15 protein-coding genes are annotated in these 16,842 nt (G+C 74.1%); 4 read left to right on the forward strand and 11 right to left on the reverse strand.

The window, feature by feature from the left end:
* Positions 1-64: 64 nt before the first annotated feature.
* Positions 65-316: a hypothetical protein gene (locus tag BLW04_RS05155; RefSeq protein ID WP_091537719.1), complete on the reverse strand. Its 252-nt coding sequence runs from the start codon at positions 314-316 to the stop codon at positions 65-67.
* A gap of 40 nt (positions 317-356) precedes the next feature.
* Positions 357-2,978, reverse strand: a complete 2,622-nt coding sequence (locus tag BLW04_RS05160; protein ID WP_091537720.1) for an ExeM/NucH family extracellular endonuclease — start codon at positions 2,976-2,978, stop codon at positions 357-359.
* A 261-nt stretch (positions 2,979-3,239) separates the two neighbouring features.
* On the opposite strand from BLW04_RS05160, the gene BLW04_RS05165 reads away from it, so the two are divergent.
* The 3 genes from BLW04_RS05165 (at position 3,240) to BLW04_RS05175 (ending at position 5,636) form a co-directional block, all read left to right on the forward strand.
* Positions 3,240-4,283 (forward strand): glutathione S-transferase family protein, encoded by a 1,044-nt coding sequence (locus BLW04_RS05165; protein WP_091537721.1) that lies wholly within the window; start codon positions 3,240-3,242, stop codon positions 4,281-4,283.
* A gap of 71 nt (positions 4,284-4,354) precedes the next feature.
* Entirely contained in the window at positions 4,355-4,675 is a 321-nt protein-coding gene (locus BLW04_RS05170) for an EthD family reductase (protein WP_091537722.1), read from the forward strand.
* 115 nt (positions 4,676-4,790) lie between these two features.
* On the forward strand, positions 4,791-5,636 hold the full coding sequence (locus tag BLW04_RS05175; RefSeq protein WP_091537723.1) for a hypothetical protein: 846 nt from the start codon (positions 4,791-4,793) through the stop codon (positions 5,634-5,636).
* A gap of 265 nt (positions 5,637-5,901) precedes the next feature.
* Here BLW04_RS05175 and BLW04_RS05180 read toward each other — a convergent pair whose 3' ends face one another.
* The 9 genes from BLW04_RS05180 to BLW04_RS05220 form a co-directional block, all read right to left on the reverse strand.
* On the reverse strand, positions 5,902-7,068 hold the full coding sequence (locus BLW04_RS05180) for a S53 family peptidase (protein WP_217630849.1): 1,167 nt from the start codon (positions 7,066-7,068) through the stop codon (positions 5,902-5,904).
* 168 nt (positions 7,069-7,236) lie between these two features.
* Positions 7,237-8,280, reverse strand: a complete 1,044-nt coding sequence (locus tag BLW04_RS05185; RefSeq protein ID WP_091537814.1) for a hypothetical protein — start codon at positions 8,278-8,280, stop codon at positions 7,237-7,239.
* On the reverse strand, positions 8,277-9,311 hold the full coding sequence (locus BLW04_RS05190; protein WP_091537725.1) for a hypothetical protein: 1,035 nt from the start codon (positions 9,309-9,311) through the stop codon (positions 8,277-8,279). Before BLW04_RS05190 ends, BLW04_RS05185 begins: the two co-directional genes overlap by 4 nt.
* Complete coding sequence (locus tag BLW04_RS05195) at positions 9,308-9,526, reverse strand: UGSC family (seleno)protein (protein WP_175483905.1); 219 nt, start codon at positions 9,524-9,526, stop codon at positions 9,308-9,310. The genes BLW04_RS05190 and BLW04_RS05195 overlap by 4 nt, the downstream gene beginning before the upstream one ends.
* Positions 9,527-9,559: 33 nt before the next feature.
* On the reverse strand, positions 9,560-10,762 hold the full coding sequence (locus tag BLW04_RS05200; RefSeq protein WP_091537816.1) for an NAD(P)/FAD-dependent oxidoreductase: 1,203 nt from the start codon (positions 10,760-10,762) through the stop codon (positions 9,560-9,562).
* Positions 10,759-11,838, reverse strand: a complete 1,080-nt coding sequence (locus tag BLW04_RS05205; RefSeq protein ID WP_091537726.1) for an acyl-CoA dehydrogenase family protein — start codon at positions 11,836-11,838, stop codon at positions 10,759-10,761. The genes BLW04_RS05200 and BLW04_RS05205 overlap by 4 nt, the downstream gene beginning before the upstream one ends.
* On the reverse strand, positions 11,835-12,974 hold the full coding sequence (locus BLW04_RS05210) for an acyl-CoA dehydrogenase family protein (RefSeq protein ID WP_091537727.1): 1,140 nt from the start codon (positions 12,972-12,974) through the stop codon (positions 11,835-11,837). The genes BLW04_RS05205 and BLW04_RS05210 overlap by 4 nt, the downstream gene beginning before the upstream one ends.
* 64 nt (positions 12,975-13,038) lie before the next feature.
* The gene (locus BLW04_RS05215) at positions 13,039-13,776 is read right to left on the reverse strand and encodes an enoyl-CoA hydratase/isomerase family protein (protein WP_091537728.1); all 738 of its coding nucleotides are present in this window, start codon (positions 13,774-13,776) and stop codon (positions 13,039-13,041) included.
* A gap of 50 nt (positions 13,777-13,826) precedes the next feature.
* On the reverse strand, positions 13,827-16,010 hold the full coding sequence (locus BLW04_RS05220) for an acetate--CoA ligase family protein (RefSeq protein WP_091537729.1): 2,184 nt from the start codon (positions 16,008-16,010) through the stop codon (positions 13,827-13,829).
* A gap of 129 nt (positions 16,011-16,139) precedes the next feature.
* Between BLW04_RS05220 and BLW04_RS05225 the strand changes: the two genes are divergently transcribed.
* Entirely contained in the window at positions 16,140-16,811 is a 672-nt protein-coding gene (locus BLW04_RS05225; protein ID WP_091537730.1) for a TetR/AcrR family transcriptional regulator, read from the forward strand.
* Positions 16,812-16,842: the final 31 nt, after the last annotated feature.

Below are 16,842 nucleotides of genomic sequence, written 5' to 3' on the forward strand. Positions count from 1 at the left end.
TTGCTGCCGGAAACCGTTCTGCGCGGGGTGTCCGCCCGTTGTGCCGGGTGGTCCGGCAGACCGGTCAGTCGGTGGGCTCCGCGGGTGCGTCGTCAGCCTGTTCCCCCGCCGCGTCCTGCTGCCGCCGGAACCGCAGCGACTCGATCGCCACGTAGCCGAACAGGACGCTCCAGGCGAAGGCGAGGAACGCCGCGCCCCACTCGCCGTCCACCAGCCGCAGGACGAGCCGCACGGCGTTGTAGATCAACGCCCCGGCAGCGAGCAGCTGCACCCCCCGGTTGGCGAACCAGGGCGGGCGGTACGGATCGGTGGCCACGAGGACGACGCTAGCCGCCGTACGGACCGAGGTCAGCCGATCAGGACTCCGGCCCCTCCGGCTCGACCGGGCCGGTGCCCAGCCCCTGATCGAGCACGTCGGTACCCGGGCCGCCGATCAGGGTGTCGCTGCCGTTCTCGCCACGCACGACGTCCTCGCCGAAGCCACCGAGCAGGACGTCGTCGCCGTTGTCACCGGCGATCGTGTCGTCGCCGGCGCCGCCGCAGATCACGTCGTCGGCGTTGCCGCCGGTGATCGTGTCGTCGCCCCCGAGCCCCATGATCACGTCGACGCCGTTGCCGCCGCGGAGCACGTCGTCGCCGGCGGTGCCGCGGATCGTCGGGACGAGACCGTGGCAGCGCTCCGCCAGGTCGATTCCGATGACCAGCGGGTCGTGGTCGCTGGAGCGGTAGGGGTCCGCCGCGTACAGGGCGGGGTCGCCGGTGTACTGGTAGGCGAAGGACTCCACCGAGTTGATGTTCCAGTGCGCCACGTCGGTGATCTTCGCGGTCAGCTCCGCCGTCGCCAGCGCGTGGTCCAGCGAGCCGGACAGCGCGTCGAACACGTAGCTGTACCGGCCGGCGTCGAACTCCTCGCCCAGGTCGGTGTAGCCCGCCGTCCGCAGCTCCTCGATCGGGTCCTCCTGGCTGTAGGCGTTGAAGTCGCCCATCAGCACCACGTCCGGGTCACCGGACTGCGCGCGCAGCGTCTCGGTGAACGCGGCCAACGAGGCGGCCTGCCGGACCCGGTCGCCGTTGTACGACCCCTGCCCGGTGTCGTCGGCGTTGTCGCCGGTGCCGTCCCCGCCCTTGGACTTGAAGTGGTTGGCCACCACCGTGAACGCGTCGCCGTCCTTGGCGAACGTCTGCGCGATCGGCTCGCGGGCGTTGGACCACACGGTCTCGTCGACCAGCCCGGCCGGCGCACCGACCGGTTGGACGACGCCCTGCTGGTAGATGATCCCGCTGCGGATCACGTCCCGGTCGACGGCGTAGAGCTCGGCCGGCAGCGGGACGTAGCTCCACTTGTCGTAACCGGCGGCCGCGTCGAGCCGGCCGACCAACTCGGCGAGCGCCGCGTCGGCGTTGCCGGGAGCGTAACCGGTGGAGTCGGTGTCCTCGATCTCCATCAACGTCACCACGTCGGCGCCGAGCGCCTCGATGGCCGGCACGATCTTGCCGGCCTGCTTCTCCAGCTGGGCCTGGTTCCGCGCACCGCGCCCCTCACCGCCGGAGGTGAGGAAGTAGTTCAGTACGTTGAAGGCGCCGAGCTGAACGTCACCGCCCACCTGCTCGGGTGCCACGGTGCGGGTGTTCTGTGGGGTGAAGACGCCGGCGGCGGTGCCGTCGGCCGGTTGCAGCCGGTAGGTGCCGAACCCGAAGCCCAGCACCAGCGGCTCGGTGAAGGTGAGTTCGTCGCCCACCCGCACCGGAGTCATCGGTGACAGGTACGGCCGGCTCTTCACGCTCGTCCCGGCGCTGGCCCCGTCGTCCAGGGTGATGCTGCGGAGCGCGTTGTCGGCGGCGACGGCCGTGGCCTCCGGGGTACCCGGCCGGGCGGCCTCGGTCGGCTGCACCAGGACCCCACCCTGCGACAGGACGAGCTCCCCGAACCGGGTCAGGCCGAAGACCTCGCTGACCGTGAGCGCGTCGACCGGGCTGACGAGCATGCCTTCGAGCCGCTCGCGGTCGGCGTCATCGGCGGGCAGGTCCAGCAGTGCCGGCGCGGGCAGTTGGACCAGCGGGAGGTCCGTGCAGACCTGGACGTCGTTGCTGGAGACGATCTGCGTCTGGCCGCCGAACTCCAGCGCCTCGCCGGTGACTCCCACGGTGTCGCCCCGGTCCACGGCCACCGGGCTGTAGACGAACACGCCGTCGGAGGTGGCGGTGTCCCCGTCTCCGTCGGCGTCCTGCAGGTAGAAGCCGGACAGGCCCGGCTCGTCGCCGACGACGACGCCGCGGACGGTGACCTGCTGACCGGCCAGCGGCGTCTGGGCACCGGCGCCCTGGACGGCGCCGATCTCGTGCGTGGGGGTGGTGTCGCAGGCGGCGGTGACCGGCTCCTCCGACGGGGGCGCCACGTCGGGGTTCACCTCGCCCGGGGTGGCGGCCGCCGGGCCTCCCCAGACGAATGCGTCGATGGCGGCGCTGTAGCCGCGCGACAGTGACTGTCCGGCTTGTGTGCTGGAGCCCTCCGTGACCCTGATGTCCGTGCTGGTCCGCCCGGCCGCTGGGCCGGCTGTGGCAGCGAACGCGCCCTCGTAGGAGAGGAACTCCAGGACCTCGCTGCCCCGCACGAGCGCGAGCCCATCCGGAGCACCGTTCTGGATGCCGGCTGTGGGTCCGTCGACGGTCACCACCGCAGCTCCACCGGCCAGCGCGGTGACCACCGGGAGCGGCAGCGTCGCGTAGGGAGCGCCCCCGCTGCCGTTGTAGAGCACGACGCTCAACCCGGTCGAGGTCGTCCCGTGCGGCAGCTGCACCTCGACGAACTCGCCGGTGTCGGTGTCAGCGTTGTCGTAGTGCAGCTCGGAGAGGAACGGGGTGCCGGGCGGAGCCGCGGAGGCGACCGCCGGGACGGCAAGGACGGCCAGTGACACGGCTGCGCTGCCGATGGCCGCGCGCCTCGCGAGGCTGCGGGTCCTGCCGGGGCGAACGGACACGGAGGATCCTCTCGGAGGCGGGCACAGCCAGCGGGACGCTTGGAGCCTGAGCCCGCGCTGTGAACGGTAGATCGACCCTAAGTGATGACGCGGTCACGTCAAGTCGTACGCAGCCCTCATCCGGGGCGGCGGCCAGCACGGTGTCGGCCAGCAACTGCTGGCCCTGCTGGCTCGGGTGACCATCGTCCGGCCGGACGAGCCCGGCCTCCGTGGACGACCCTGCACCGGGCGCGCACGCGCCGGACCGGCCAAGCTGGCCCCGTGATTACTGACACCAGCGGATCGGGCTACGTCGAGGCCGGCCAGGAGTTCAAGCGCGACCAGAACTACATCCCCGACCGGATCACCGCCGACGGGTCCAGCGGATGGCCGGTGGAGGCCGGCCGCTATCGGCTCGTCGTCGCCCGGGCCTGCCCCTGGGCCAACCGGGCGGTGATCGTGCGGCGGCTGCTCGGCCTGGCGCCGGTCATCTCGCTGGGCATCTGCGGACCCACCCACGACGAGCGCAGCTGGACCTTCGACGAGGACCCCGGCGGCCGCGACCCGGTGCTGGGCTACGAGCGGCTGCAGGAGGCCTTCCTCGCCCGCGACCCGGAGTACCCGCGCGGCATCACGGTGCCGGCGATGGTCGACGTCCCCACGAAGGCCGTCGTCACCAACGACTTCCTGCAGATGACGCTGGACTTCTCCACCCAGTGGACGGCGTTCCACCGCGACGGCGCCCCGGACCTCTACCCCGAGGCGCTCCGCCCGGAGATGGACGAGGTGATGCAGCGCGTCTACACCGAGGTCAACAACGGCGTGTACCGCTGCGGGTTCGCCGGCTCGCAGTGCGCCTACGACAAGGCCTACGACCGGCTGTTCACCGCACTGGACTGGCTGTCCGAACGACTGGCCGGCCAGCGGTACCTGATGGGCTCCTCGATCACCGAGGCCGACGTCCGGCTGTTCACCACGCTGGCCCGCTTCGACGCCGTTTACCACGGCCACTTCAAGTGCAACCGGCAGAAGCTGACCGAGATGCCGGTGCTGTGGGCCTACGCCCGCGACCTCTTCCAGACCCCGGGGTTCGGCGACACCACCGACTTCCCGTCGATCAAGCAGCACTACTACGTCGTGCACTCCGGCATCAACCCGACGCAGATCGTGCCGCTGGGCCCGGACACCGCCGGCTGGCTGACCGACTCCGGCCGGAACGAGATGGGCGGTCGTCCGTTCGGCGACGGCACCCCGCCCGGCCCGGTGGCCGCCGGCGAGGAGGTCCCCGTCGACCACGGGCCGGGAGGCATCGGCCGGCTGGCCTGAACCGCTCGCAACTGGTTGGTTCAGGACCGACGCCCGGGCAGCCGAGCCCGGGACCGAGCAGAGGTGGCGCGATGGTGCACAGACTGATGGTCTCGTACGGGCAGCCGACCGACCCGGCGGCGTTCGACCAGCACTACCGGAACGTGCACGCCGGGCTCGGCAAGGCGATCCCCGGGGTGCTCCGGTTCACCATCGGCCACGGCGCGCCGCTGGCCCCGGGCCAGCCGGCGCCCTACCTGGTGGCCGAACTGGACTTCGAGTCCGCCGAGGCGATGGCCGAGGCGATGGCCTCGCCGGCCGGCGCCGCGGCGGGCAGCGACGTGGGCACCTTCGCCACCGGCGGGGCGACGATGGTCAGCTTCGACGTGGAGGAGGTCAGCCCCGCCGGCTGACCCGACCCTCCCCGTGGGCAGAAATGGCAATTTCTGCCCACGGGCGGGGCGCTGCGGAGGAGGATCCGCGGTACGGCCGAGCCCGCGCCCCGATCTTCCCGGAGGGACCCCCGTCATGACCGATGCGGTTCGCGATCGCGACGTCGTGCGGGCTCCCCTCGGCCGCGGCGACCTGCCGGCGCTCGTGCTGGCCAGCACCGGCCCGGACCCGCTGCCTTGGGACACCGCACTGGCCGCCGTCCTCGGCTACGCCCGCGGCCGTCGTCCGCTGCGCTTCCGCACCCCCGACGACCCACAGGGCCGCTGGTTCTCGGTGCTCGCCTTCGGCTACGAGCGCTTCGACCGTCAGCCGGTGGCCGACGGGCCGCTCGGGGACGCCGACGTGCTGGTCGCCGAGGGGCTGCACGGGCGGCTGGGCCCCACCCGGTGGGCCGCCGTCCGGGCCACGCTGGACGATGTCCGCCCACTCGCCGAGGCCGCGGTCGCCCGGGCCGCCGGCCGGGCCTGCTGGGAGCTGCCGGCCGAGGAGTTCTCCGTGCTCGCCGAGCCCGGGACGGTCGGTGCCGCGCTGCGCGAGGTGTGGCAGCGCAGCCAGGACGCCGACCACCTCCGCCCCGACCTGGTCAGCGCGGCGCTGCACCACCGTTTCCCCACCCTCGTACCGCATGTCGACCGCACCACCCGGCGGCAGCTGTGGCCGCACGTGGTGGAGGGCGACAGCGGGGTGGAGGCCGTGGTGCACCGCGAGCTGCGGGACAACGCCGCCGCCTTCGCCGTCCTGGAGACGGCCGTCGCCGCGATGCTGGCCGACTCCGCCGGCCGTGCCGGCCCGTCGCTGACGCGGCTGCGACTGCACGACGTCCTGCTGTGGCTGAGTGGCAGTCTGCGCCTGGCGCACGCGGTCGCGCTGGGTCGGGCGACCGAGGAGTGGCGGCGGTACGAGGTCGGCGGGGTCCACTGATCCGCTCGTGACGTCAGCGGCTGGACGGCCGCCAGGCCGGATCCCGGCCGGTCTGCCCGAGGAGCCGGTCCAGCACGCGTGCGCCGGTCGGCACGGGGACGACCGGGACCCCGACACTGATTGTGGGGATCGGGAGAGTGACCCCGGCCCGACCGAGCGAGTGGCCACCTGGAGCGGCCGGAGCACCCGGGGCTGGGCCCCTCCCACACACCGACGCCCCGGCCATCGGCCGGGGCGTCGGTGTGTGGCAGGTGCGGAGGCGGGGTCAGAAGGCGGACGTGCCCCTCGGCGTGCCCAGACCGGTCGGGCCGTCCCAGCCGGTGCCGGCGGTGCACCAGACGGCGGTGGTGCAGGTGCCGTTGGAGCCGCTGACGACGTCGTTCAGCCCGGTGGTCGACACCCAGGTGTGCGCCGCCGGGTACGGCGTCGTCCCCACGCTGGGGCCCATCGCATACACGCTGGCGATGATCGGCGACGAGGCGCTGGTGCCGCCGAAGACCAGCCAGCCCTTGGTGCCCTGGTAGGCGTAGGAGTCGTAGACCGCGACGCCGGTGTTCGGGTCGGCCACAGCGGAGACGTCGGCGGTGGCCTTCGTGGTGCAGCCGGTCACCGTGTTGTCCTGCCAGAGCTCGCTGTTGAGCGTCGAGCAACCTGACCCGGCCCCGCTCCACGCCGTCTCGGTCCAGCCCCGGGTCGAGGAGGCTTTCTTCAGCGACGTGCCACCCACCCCGATGACCGTCGGAAAGGACGCCGGGGCCTCGACCCCGTAGCCGGCGTCACCGGTCGACGCGGTGATGGCGATGCCCTCGTGCTGGTAGGACGCGAGGACCGTCGGGGTGCCGAGGTCGCTGCCGCCGTAGCTGTTGCTGATCGCCACCGCGCCGAGCCGGGCGGCGGTGTCGACGGCGGCGGCGAGGTCGGCGAAGGAGGCGCTGTCGGCCTCCACCAGCAGGATGCTGCAGTCCGGGCAGGTGGCCGAGACCATGTCGAGGTCCAGCGAGATCTCCTGCGCCCAGCCGCCGTTTGCCTTGGGCAGCGGACTGGCCATGCCGTTCTGATTGACCTTGGTGAAGCAGCCGTCGTTCGCGGCGCAGGCCGGCAGACCGAACTGCTTGCGGTAGGTGGCGAGGTCGGCCTCGGCGGACGGTGCGTCGTAGGCGTCGACGATCGCGACCGTCTTCCCACCACCCGCCGCCGCCGTCAGGCCGTAGGCCGACCGGATGTCGGCGGGTCCGTATCCGGCCGGGGTGGTGGCCGGCGGGACCGGCTTGCCGTTGCGGTCCACCTTGTCGTGGCGGATGGCGTCACAGCTGGCCGCGCCCGCGGGGGCGTCCGCGCACACCGGGACGTTGCGGTGCTGTAGACCGGTGTCCCACGGGGCGGCGGAGGCGGTGGCCGCCAGCCCGACGCTGGAGAGGGACAGGGCTGTCACAGCCGTCAGGACGGCGATAGTTGGTCGGCGCATCTGCGCACCGAATCACGCAGAGCGAGGTTGCCCCGCGTGTCCGGTGCAGGACACGCGGAGAGGAACGCCGTCACCATATGCTCCGTCGGGTTCGGCGACCGGCGCGCAGCCCGTCGAGGACGTCGGGAGCTGGGCTCAGACCGGGGTGACGGGCACGGTCACCGATGTCGTGCCCCCGGCCCAGGTGGGCAGCAGCAGCATCTTGACCCCCGCCCCTCCGGTGACGACGACGTGCACGTCGTCCGGCGAAGCGGCCACCCGCAACCCGTCCGCGGCGTACGCCGACAGGCCCTGGGCGTCGAGCCGGGCAGCGGCCGAGCGCAGCAGGGCCGTGCCCTGCTCGAACAGGAACGTGGCGATCCGACCGCCGTCCCACCCGCGCGCGGTGAGCAGATCGGCCAGCTCCGGCGGCAGGAGCAGGAACTGCTCGCCCGACCCGGCCCGCCGGGGATCGCCGGCGGCCAGCGCGACCGAGGCCAGTGCGGCCGCCGCGGGTGCCAGCACCGAGGGGCCGTCCCGGTGGCCCTCCGCGGGCAGCACCTCCAGGGTCCCGCTCACCCCGACCACGGTGACCGCGTCCGTGCCGGGGGGCAGCCCGCGACGCAGCGCCAGGGAGGGGAACGGGGAGTCGGCCGCCTCCGCCGTGCAGCACGTGTACTTGGCCGGCTGGCCGATGGTCGCCATGTCCGTCAGTCCGGCCCGGGCGCCGCCGATGCCGGCCAGCGCCAGGGACACCGCCCGGCCGATGCAGGCGTTGGGCCGGTTGCCCGTCCCGAGCCCACCGGCCGCCGAGGTCATCCCGAGCCGGGCCGCGACCGGACCGTGCACCAGTACGGCCACTGCCGGCGAGCCGGTGGTCGTCGCGATGCCGAGCAGGTTGAAGCGCGGGTCCAGCGCCGCCCGCACCGCGGCCAGCACCACCGGCAGCTCGGCCGGCCGGCAGCCGGCCAGCACGGCGTACCAGGCGACCGCCCGGGCCGTCAGCTCTCCGAACAGCGGCGGGACCTGGCCGGTGGAGCGGTCCGGGTCGGCGACGCCGGCCAGCATCGCGTCGAGCCGGGCAGCTGTCGGGGGCACGACCGGCAGGCCGTCGCCGAGCCCGGCGGCGAGCAGCTCCGCCAGCACCAGCGCCGGGTCCGTGCCGTCGGCCACCAGCGGCAGATCGGCCGGCGACGTCACGTCGGGACGGGCACCGGTCGCGACACCGCGGCCGTGGCCCCGAAGGACGGGATCCATGCCGAGTGCTTCCCCGCGCCCCCGGCCACGAGCACGTGCAGCTGCTCCGGCCCGGTACTTACGGGAAAGGCGTCGCCGTCGGGCTGCACACCCCAGTCCTCGAACTGTCGCTGGTTGGCCCGGGACACCTTCTCGACCGGGATCCGCGCCCGTTCCCACAGCGCCTGCTGCAGGTCCGGCACGGTCCAGCCGTCGCGGTGCAGCGTGGCCGCGTGCTCGGGCCCGAGCACCAGGAAGTGCGGACCCTTGACATAGACGTTGTTCGACCCCGGCTGGGCCATCGTGCCGGCGATGGTCAGCAGCAGGTCCTCGCCGGTCGTGCTGCCGTGGTCGTTGATGTTGTGCGGCCCCTCGGTGGCCGCGACGGTGACCACCGACTGGCCGGAGCCGAACCCGCGGCGCACCGAGTACGGCTCGAACGGGCTCTCCTCCTCGTTCTCGCCGAAGCAGAACGAGTACTTCGCCGGGCCGCCCTGGGTGGACCGGTCCATCGAGCCCGGACGGGCGCCGCCGATGTGCGTGGTCACCAGCTGCACCGCCCGGCCGATCACGGCGTTGGCCCGGGTGCCCTGGCCGAAGCAGTTGGCGCCGCAGTTGATCCCGAGGTCCAGCCGCGCCGGTCCGTTGACCACCACCAGCGGTGCGCACGGGTGCGTGGTCGCGAGCACGCCGTGCAGGTTGTACTCGGGCGCGAGCAGCGCCCGGATCGCGACCAGCACCACCGGCAGGTCGGCGGGCCGGCAACCGGCCATCACCGCGTTCGCGGCGAAGCTCTCCCGGGTGGGCACCAGCCCGGACGGCGGCACCGGCGCCAGCTCCAGGTCGAAGCCCGCCAGCGCGGCCAGGGCCGCCTCGACCCGCGCCGGGGTCGGGGCGACCGTCGGCAGCCCGTCGCCCCAGCCGCGCCGGAACGCCTCCTCCTGCCAGCTCTCCTCCGTCACCCCCGGCAGGTCGAGCACACCGAGCTCGGTCACGACGTACCCCGGGCTTCGTCGGCCAGTGCCAGCAGCGCCGCGGCGGCAAAGGCGATCTTTTCGGCCAGCTCCGCCTCGTTCAGCCCGCCGATCGGGTGCGGCACGACGATGACCCGCGGGTCCACCCGCCGCGCCTTGGCCTGCGCCTGCACCAGCGGCAGGAACGTCGAGGTCACCACCAGCGGTGCCACGACGCCACGCTTCTCCAGTTCCACCGAGTCGTGGAGACTCCACGACGAGCACGAGCCCTAATCACCGGCGGCCACCAGGACCATGCGATAGCGCTGGGCCAGCCAGTCGATGGTGTCCCCGTCGGCGGGAACCGAGGCACTCTCCTTGCTGGCGAACCCGAGCTCGGGCAGGTCCCAGTGCGCGCGCAGCTTCGCGCCCATGCCCTGCAGCAGCTCGGTCGCGTTGGGCTTGGAGTTGGAGAACAGCGCGACCTGTGTCCAGTCGGTGGTGCCGGCCGGCGCCCCGGCAGCGGCTCCCTCGTCCTCCGGCAGGACGCCGTGTGTGGGGTCGATGATCCGCAGGTTGAGCCCGCCGTCCGCCGGCCGCAACGCGGCCACCGCGGCCTCCCCGGCGCGCGTCCCGTCGGCGGTCGCGGCGGCCAGCGACTGCTCGGCGCCGGCGCGCGCGTCACCGGCCACGAACACGGGGCCGACCGCGGCCGGGGCGCCGCTCCCGGCGTGCAACCGGCCCGCCGCGTCGGCCGGCACGCCGTCGACGAGCCCGGCCGGCCCGCGCCGCCCGACGTAGGAAAACAGACCGCTCACCGCCAGCTCCCGCTCCCCGCCGGCGGTGCGGACGATGACGCCGGACAGCACGCCACTCCCCCGCAGCGCCACCACCGACGCGGAGGTGAGCACCTCGACCCGGTCCGCGGCCGCCAGCCGCTCGGCGCGGGCCGCCGACCAGCGCGGCTCCCCCGGCACCAGCACGGTGACCGTCGAGGCGAGACCGGCCAGTTCCAGCGCCTCATCGGCGGTCCACTCGTCGTCGCCGACGACCGCCACCGACCTGTCCCGGAAGAGCGGCCCGTCGCATCCGGCGCAGGTCGAGACGCCGCGGCCGACGAGCTCCTCCTCGCCCCGGAGACCGAGCCGGCCGGCGCTCAGGCCCGTGGCGACGAGGACCGCACCGGCGGTGACCTCGCCGTCGGTGGTCGACAGGCGCGGCGGCGCGCCGGCGTGCACCCGGGTGACCTCCGCGAAGTTCATCGTGACGCCGGCGGCCGCTGCCTGCGCGACCAGCTCGGCCATCAGCTCGCTGGCCCCAGACACCAGTCCCGGCTGCGGGAAGTCGTGCAGGACCGTCAGGTTCACCAGCTGACCGCCCGGTGCCATGCGGTCATAGGCCACCACCCGCAGACCCGACCGCGCCGCCACGGTGGCCGCGGTCAGCCCGGCGGTGCCGGCGCCGACGACGGCGACGTCCCAGTCGGTGGTCATGCGCTCACCAGCCCGGTCGAGATCCGCGGCCACAGCTCATCGGCGCCCGCCTCGGCCAGCCGCCGGCCCAGCTCGCGGCTCCAGTACCGCTCGCTGCCGAACTCGTCGCGCCACGACCACAGCCGTCGGCTGAGCTGGCCGAGCTCGTACTCCTTGGTCATGCCGATGGCGCCGTGCGCCTGATGGGCCGCGGCCGCCGCCCCCGTCGCCGCCTCGCCGGCGACCGTCTTGGCCGCCGCCACGTCGAAGAACGACGGGTCGGGCGCGGCGTTCAGCGCGGCGACCGTGCTGGCCATTCCCGCCAGCTGCGCCTCCTCGGCGATGTGCACCAGGTGTGCCTGCACCGCCTGGAAGCGGGAGATGGGCCGGCCGAACTGGTGCCGCTCGTCGGTGTAGCGGACGGTCAACTCGGCGACCCGGGCCAGCGCGCCGGAGATCAGCGCCGCCCGGCCGAGAGCCCCGCGCAGCCGTAGCTGGTCGGCGTCCACCCCGGGTGGGGCCGGGGCGACCGAGTCGTCGGAGACCGCGGCGCCGTTCCAGCTGAGGGTGTCGCGCGGCTCGGCGGCGAGGTTGCGGCCCGGCGTTGCCTGCGCGGACGACGTCGGCGCCGACACGACGTACCGCTCGCCGCCGACGGCGGCGAGGACGACCACCCGCGTGCTCCGCCGTCCCCACGGAACGCGGTGCAGCCGGGCGGTCAGCCGCCAGGAGCCGGGGCTCCCGGTCAGCTCCACGACGTCACGCGGCCGGCCCACCCCCACGCTCACCGGGCCCGCGGGCAACGGCAGGCCGGCCGCGGCCAGCGCCCAGCCGCCCAGCAGCCCGGCCTCGGCCAGCGGCACCGGTGCGGCGTAGCGCCCGGCCACCGACAGCAGCGCGCAGGCGTCGGCGACGTCGCCCCCGGACCCACCGGCGGTCTCGGGCACCGACACGTACGGAAAGTGCGCCTCGGTCAGCGCCCGCCACAGCGGCTCGCTCCAGCCGGTGGCCTCGGCGGCGACGACGTCCTCGGGGGTGCACAGGTCGCGGAACAGACCCGCGGCCACCTCGGTCAGCAGAGTGCGCTCGTCGCTCATGTGGACAGCCCCTTCGCGGCGACGGACCGGAGGATCTCGGTGGTGCCGCCGCGCAGCGTGAACGACGGACCGGTCAGCACCGCCTCGGCCAGCAGCGCATGGAACAGCGAGCCGGAGTCCGCGTCGACCTCGGTCTCGGCGCAGGTACGCAGCACCTCGACGACCTCCTGCTCGAACCGGGTGCCGACCTCCTTGACCAGCGCCGCCTCGACGGCGGGGGCCGCACCGGCATCGAGGGCACGGGCGACCGCCAGCGACAGCTGCCGGATCGCCCAGTACCGCGCGGCGAGGCGACCGACGACGGTGGCCTCCTCGTCCGAGACCGCCTTGCCGGGGCCCTCGCGCAGGAACTCGCGCAGCACCGTGAAGGTGGACAGCCACCGGTCGGGCCCGCTGCGCTCGTAGGCCAGCTCGGACGTCACCTGCCGCCAGCCGGAGCCGATCTCGCCGAGCACCCGCTCGTCGGGTACGAACACGTCCTCGAGGGCCACCTCGTTGAAGTGGTGACTGCCGTCCAGGTACGGGATCGGCGAGACGGTCACCCCGGGCGCGTGCAGGTCCACGATGAGCTGGGAGAGCCCCGCGTGCCGGTTGCCGTCCTCGACCGGCGAGGTCCGGCACAGGACGGCGAAGAAGTGGTTGAGGTGGGCCAGGCTGGTCCACACCTTGGTGCCGGTGACCGTCCAGCCGCCCTCGACCCTGCTCGCCCGGGTGCGCACCGAGGCGAGGTCCGAGCCGGAGTCGGGCTCGCTCATCCCGAGGGAGAAGTAACAGTCGCCGGCGGAGATGGCCGGCAGGAACGTCCGCCGTTGCTGTTCGGTGCCGTAGTGCAGCAGGGCCGGGCCGGTCTGCCGGTCGGCCACGAAGTGCGCCCCGATCGGGGCGCCGGCGGCCAGCAGCTCCTCGGTGACGATGAACCGGTCGACCGCGGTGCGTCCCCGGCCGCCGTACTCCGGCGGGATCGCCATCCCGACCCAGCCGCGGGCGGCGAGCTTGCGGGAGAAGTCGGGGTCGTGCCGGGCGGCCATGCCCAGGCCGGGCCGGTGGTCCGGGGGAAGTTCCGCGGCCAGGAACTCCCGCACCTCGCGGCGCAGCGACTCCTCGGCGGGGCTGAGGGTGGTGGGACCGAACTGCATCGCAGGGCTCCTGGGTCGAAGTTCTCCGCCGGGCCGGCGTCGTCGACGGCCCGACGGAGATGTGTCAGCTGGTCTCGCGGCGGCGCTGGGACCACATCTGGGTCGCCCGCTCGAAGTGCAGCGCCGCGTCCCAGCCGATTCCGGGCGGTCCGGCCTCGGTGCGGAAGGAGCGCACCGCCTCACGGGCGAGCTCGGGGTCCTTCGCCGCCCGGCCGGCCAGCTCCAGGGCGAGGTCCTCGACCTGCTCGTCGGGGACGGCCTTCCAGGCCAGCCCGATCTCGGCGGCGCGCACGCCATCGACCTCCTCGCTGAACAGCCCCATCGCGGCGGTCGCCTCCCGGCCGGCCGTGCGCGAGGAGATGGTGAAATAGCCGCCACCGGGGTGCAGCCCGATCCGCAGGAAGCCGGCCATCAGCCGCGCGGTCTCCGACACGACGCGCAGGTCGGTGGACAGCGCCAGGTTGATCCCGGCGCCCACTGCCGCGCCACGGACCGCCGCGATCGTCGGCACCTGCAGGGTGCCGACCCGCTTGAACGCGGTGTAGACCGCGCCCAGCTCCTTGTAGGTGGTGTCCTCGGCCTGGTCGGCGCCGGCCGTCCAGCGCCGACGGTCGGCGCCGGAGCAGAACGTGCCGCCCGCGCCCCGGACGACGGCCGCGCCGATCGCCGGGTCGGCGTCGATGTCGTCGCACAGCGCCGACAGCTGCAGCCCCATTTCCGGCGTCAGGCCGTTCTTGACCTCGGGCGAGTCGACGGTCAGCACGGCGACGCCGCCCTGCTTCTCCAGCTGTACCTGTCCCACGGGGGATGTCCTGCCTCTCTGCTGCGGATGAGATCGGGGCTTGCGTGCGGCTACTCGCCCAGCGGGGCGCTCGGTCCCGTGCCGACGCCCACCAGGACGTCGACCGCGGTCGCCCCGCCGCCGCGGGCAGCGACGATGAGCGGGTTGACCTCGAGCTCGGTCAGCCGGTTCCCGGCCGCCACGACGGCTTCGGACAACCGCACGACCGCGTCGACGGCGGCCGGGACGTCGGCCGGCGGCGCACCACGGAAGCCGGCCAGCAGCGGCCAGGCCCGCAGGCTGCGAAGCATCGTCCAGGCCTGCTCCGGGCTCACGGGCGCGAGCCCCGACGCGATGTCGCGGTAGAGCTCGGTGGTCACCCCGCCCAGCCCCACGGTGACCACCGGCGGGAACCCGTCCTGTCCCGCGGTGGCGCCGATGATCAGCTCGATGCCCGGGGGGATCAGCTCTTGGACCAGCACGCCCGCGACGTCGGGGACGCGGTGGCGGGTCGCGGCGTCGAGCAGCTCCGTGAAGACCTGCGCCGCCTCGTCCGTGGCGACGCCGACCCGAACCCCCCCGACGTCGCTCTTGTGCGCGAGTTCGCCGGCGGACAGCTTGAGGACCCCGGGGCCGGGCAGCGCCGCAACGGCCGCGCGCGCGGCCTCGGGAGTCGTCACGAGCGTGGAGGCCGGCTGGGCGACGCCGATGGCGCGCAGCAGCGCCGGGCCGTCCACGACCGGGGCCGCCAGCTGGGCGCGCACCGCCTCGGCCGGGAGCCCGGGCGCCGGCGACAGCACGGGGGCGGCGCCGCGGTACGGCGGTGGGGCCAGCCGCGCGGCGCAGCGGACGAGGTCGCCGACCGAACCGAAGACCGGGATGGCGGCCTCCCGGAAGGCGGCCCGCCCCGCGGTGGTGAGTTCCTGACCGGCGATCCAGCCGACGAGCAGCGGCGTGGCGAGCTTGCCCGCGGTGACGACGAGGTCCTCGGCCAGCCGGGCACCGGCCTCGCCGACCACCATCGTCACGAAGACGGCCACGGCGTCGACGGAGGGGTCGTCGGCGACGATCCGGCAGACGTCCCCGAAGGCGTGCGCCCCCCGGTTGAACAGCTGCGCGGTGACGTCGACCGGGTTGGTCAGGGCGCCGAAGGCCGGGATCAGGGGACGGAGGCGGTCCTGCGTCTCCGCGGACAGTTCGGGCAGCTCGAGGCCGAGGTCCTCGCACAGGTCGGCGGCCAGGCTGCCGGCACCGCCGGAAGTGGTGACGACGACGACCCGCCGTCCCTCGGACCGCTTGCCGGTGGCGAGCACCGCGGCGACCGAGAGGAGCTCGTCGATGTCGTCGACGAGCACCACGCCGTGCTCCCGCGAGGTCAGCACGAACGCCACGTCGTCGCCGAGCATCGACCCGGTGTGGCTGGCCACCGCACGCCGCCCGGCGCTCGACCGGCCCGAGCGCAGCACGACCAGGTGCTTGCCCGCCGTGCGCGCCTGGCGGGCCAGTGCGGCGTAGGCCTTCCCGTCGCCGGCGGCCTCGACGTAGAGCATGAGCACCCGGACGGCCGGGTCCTCCAGGAGGGCCCGGGACACCTCGACCAGGCCGAGGTCGGCCTGGTTGCCGGTGCTGGCCCAGGCAGCCAGACCCAGGCCCATGTCGGTGGCCAGGTCGAGCACGGAACCGCCGACCGCCCCGCTCTGACCCACGTAGGCGACCCCGCTGTCAGAGGCCAGGGGCCGGTCCGCGGCGGCGGTGAAGGTGGCGACGACCCCGGTCGGCGCGTAGAGGAAGCCCTGGCAGTTCGGGCCCAGCACCCGGACCCCGGTCTCCCGCGCGACCGCGGCCAGCCGCTGCTGCAGCGCCACACCCTCCGGGCCGACCTCGGCGAAGCCCGACGCGTACACGACCGCAGCAGTGGCCCCGGCCGCCGCCGCCTGCCGGATCGCGTCCTCCACGGCCTCGGCCGCGACGAGGACCAGCACCAGGTCCACCGGCCCGGGCACGTGGGCCAGCGTCGGATAGCACTTCTGCCCGACCAGCTCGTCGTACTTGGGGTTGATCGGGTAGATGGCGCCGGAGTACCCGTGCTCGACCAGGTAGCGCAGCGGGCGGGCCATCAGGTTGTCCGAGCGGCCGGAGATCCCGAGCAGGGCGATGCCGCGGGGGCGCAGCAGTGCCTGCAGCTCCTCCGACCGCGGAGCCGACGACCGGTCCCCGGACGTCTCGAGCTGCGGAGGGGGCTGCGGCACGGGCATCGGGCGGCGCCTTCCGGTGGGCGTGGGGTGGGCTGGTCCCCCAGCTAAGTTGACATTGACATCGGTGTCAAGATTGACGGCGGTCCCGGCCGACCTCTTCCTGCCGGGAGGCGACGAGGAGGTACGGCCATGGGATCCGACGACCCCCAGGAGGACGCGGCCGACGCCGGCAGCCCGGCCCTGCCGGCCACCGAGCGCGGCCGCCGGATGCGTGCCCGGCTGCTGGACGCGGCCCGGACGGTGTTCGAGCGCGACGGGTTCCTCGACGCGCGGGTCACCGACATCTCCGCGACGGCCGGCGTCGCACACGGCAGCTTCTACACCTACTTCGGCTCCAAGACCGAGGTCTTCCGGGCACTGGTCGCCGGCACTATGGACGACCTCTACTCCTCCCTCGGCGACGCGGGCGCGCCACCGGCCGAGGACGCCGACCGGCACGGCGCGGTCGGCCGCATCGACCGGGCGAACCGCCGCTTCGTCGCGATGTACCTGCAGAACACGGCGCTGATGGCGCTGTTCGAGCAGGTGACGACCTTCGACCCGGAGGTGCGGGCCGTGCGCCAGGCTGCTCGCGAGCGGATGGTCGGCCGGGTGCGGCACAGCATCGAGCAGCTGCAGGCCGACGGCCTGGTGGCCGCCGACCTCGACGCCGCATACAGCGCCCACGCGCTGGTGGCCATGGTCAACGGCCTGGTGCACTACTGGTTGGTGCTGGGCGGGGACTTCGAGCAGGAGCGACTGGTCGCGACGATGACCCGGCTCTGGGTCCAGGCCCTCGGGCTGCCCCCGACCGGGACCTGAACGCCCCGGGCGCCCGGGCGGGTGCCCGGAC

Origin of the sequence: Modestobacter sp. DSM 44400 (assembly GCF_900107175.1) — a bacterium.
Classification (GTDB): domain Bacteria; phylum Actinomycetota; class Actinomycetes; order Mycobacteriales; family Geodermatophilaceae; genus Modestobacter.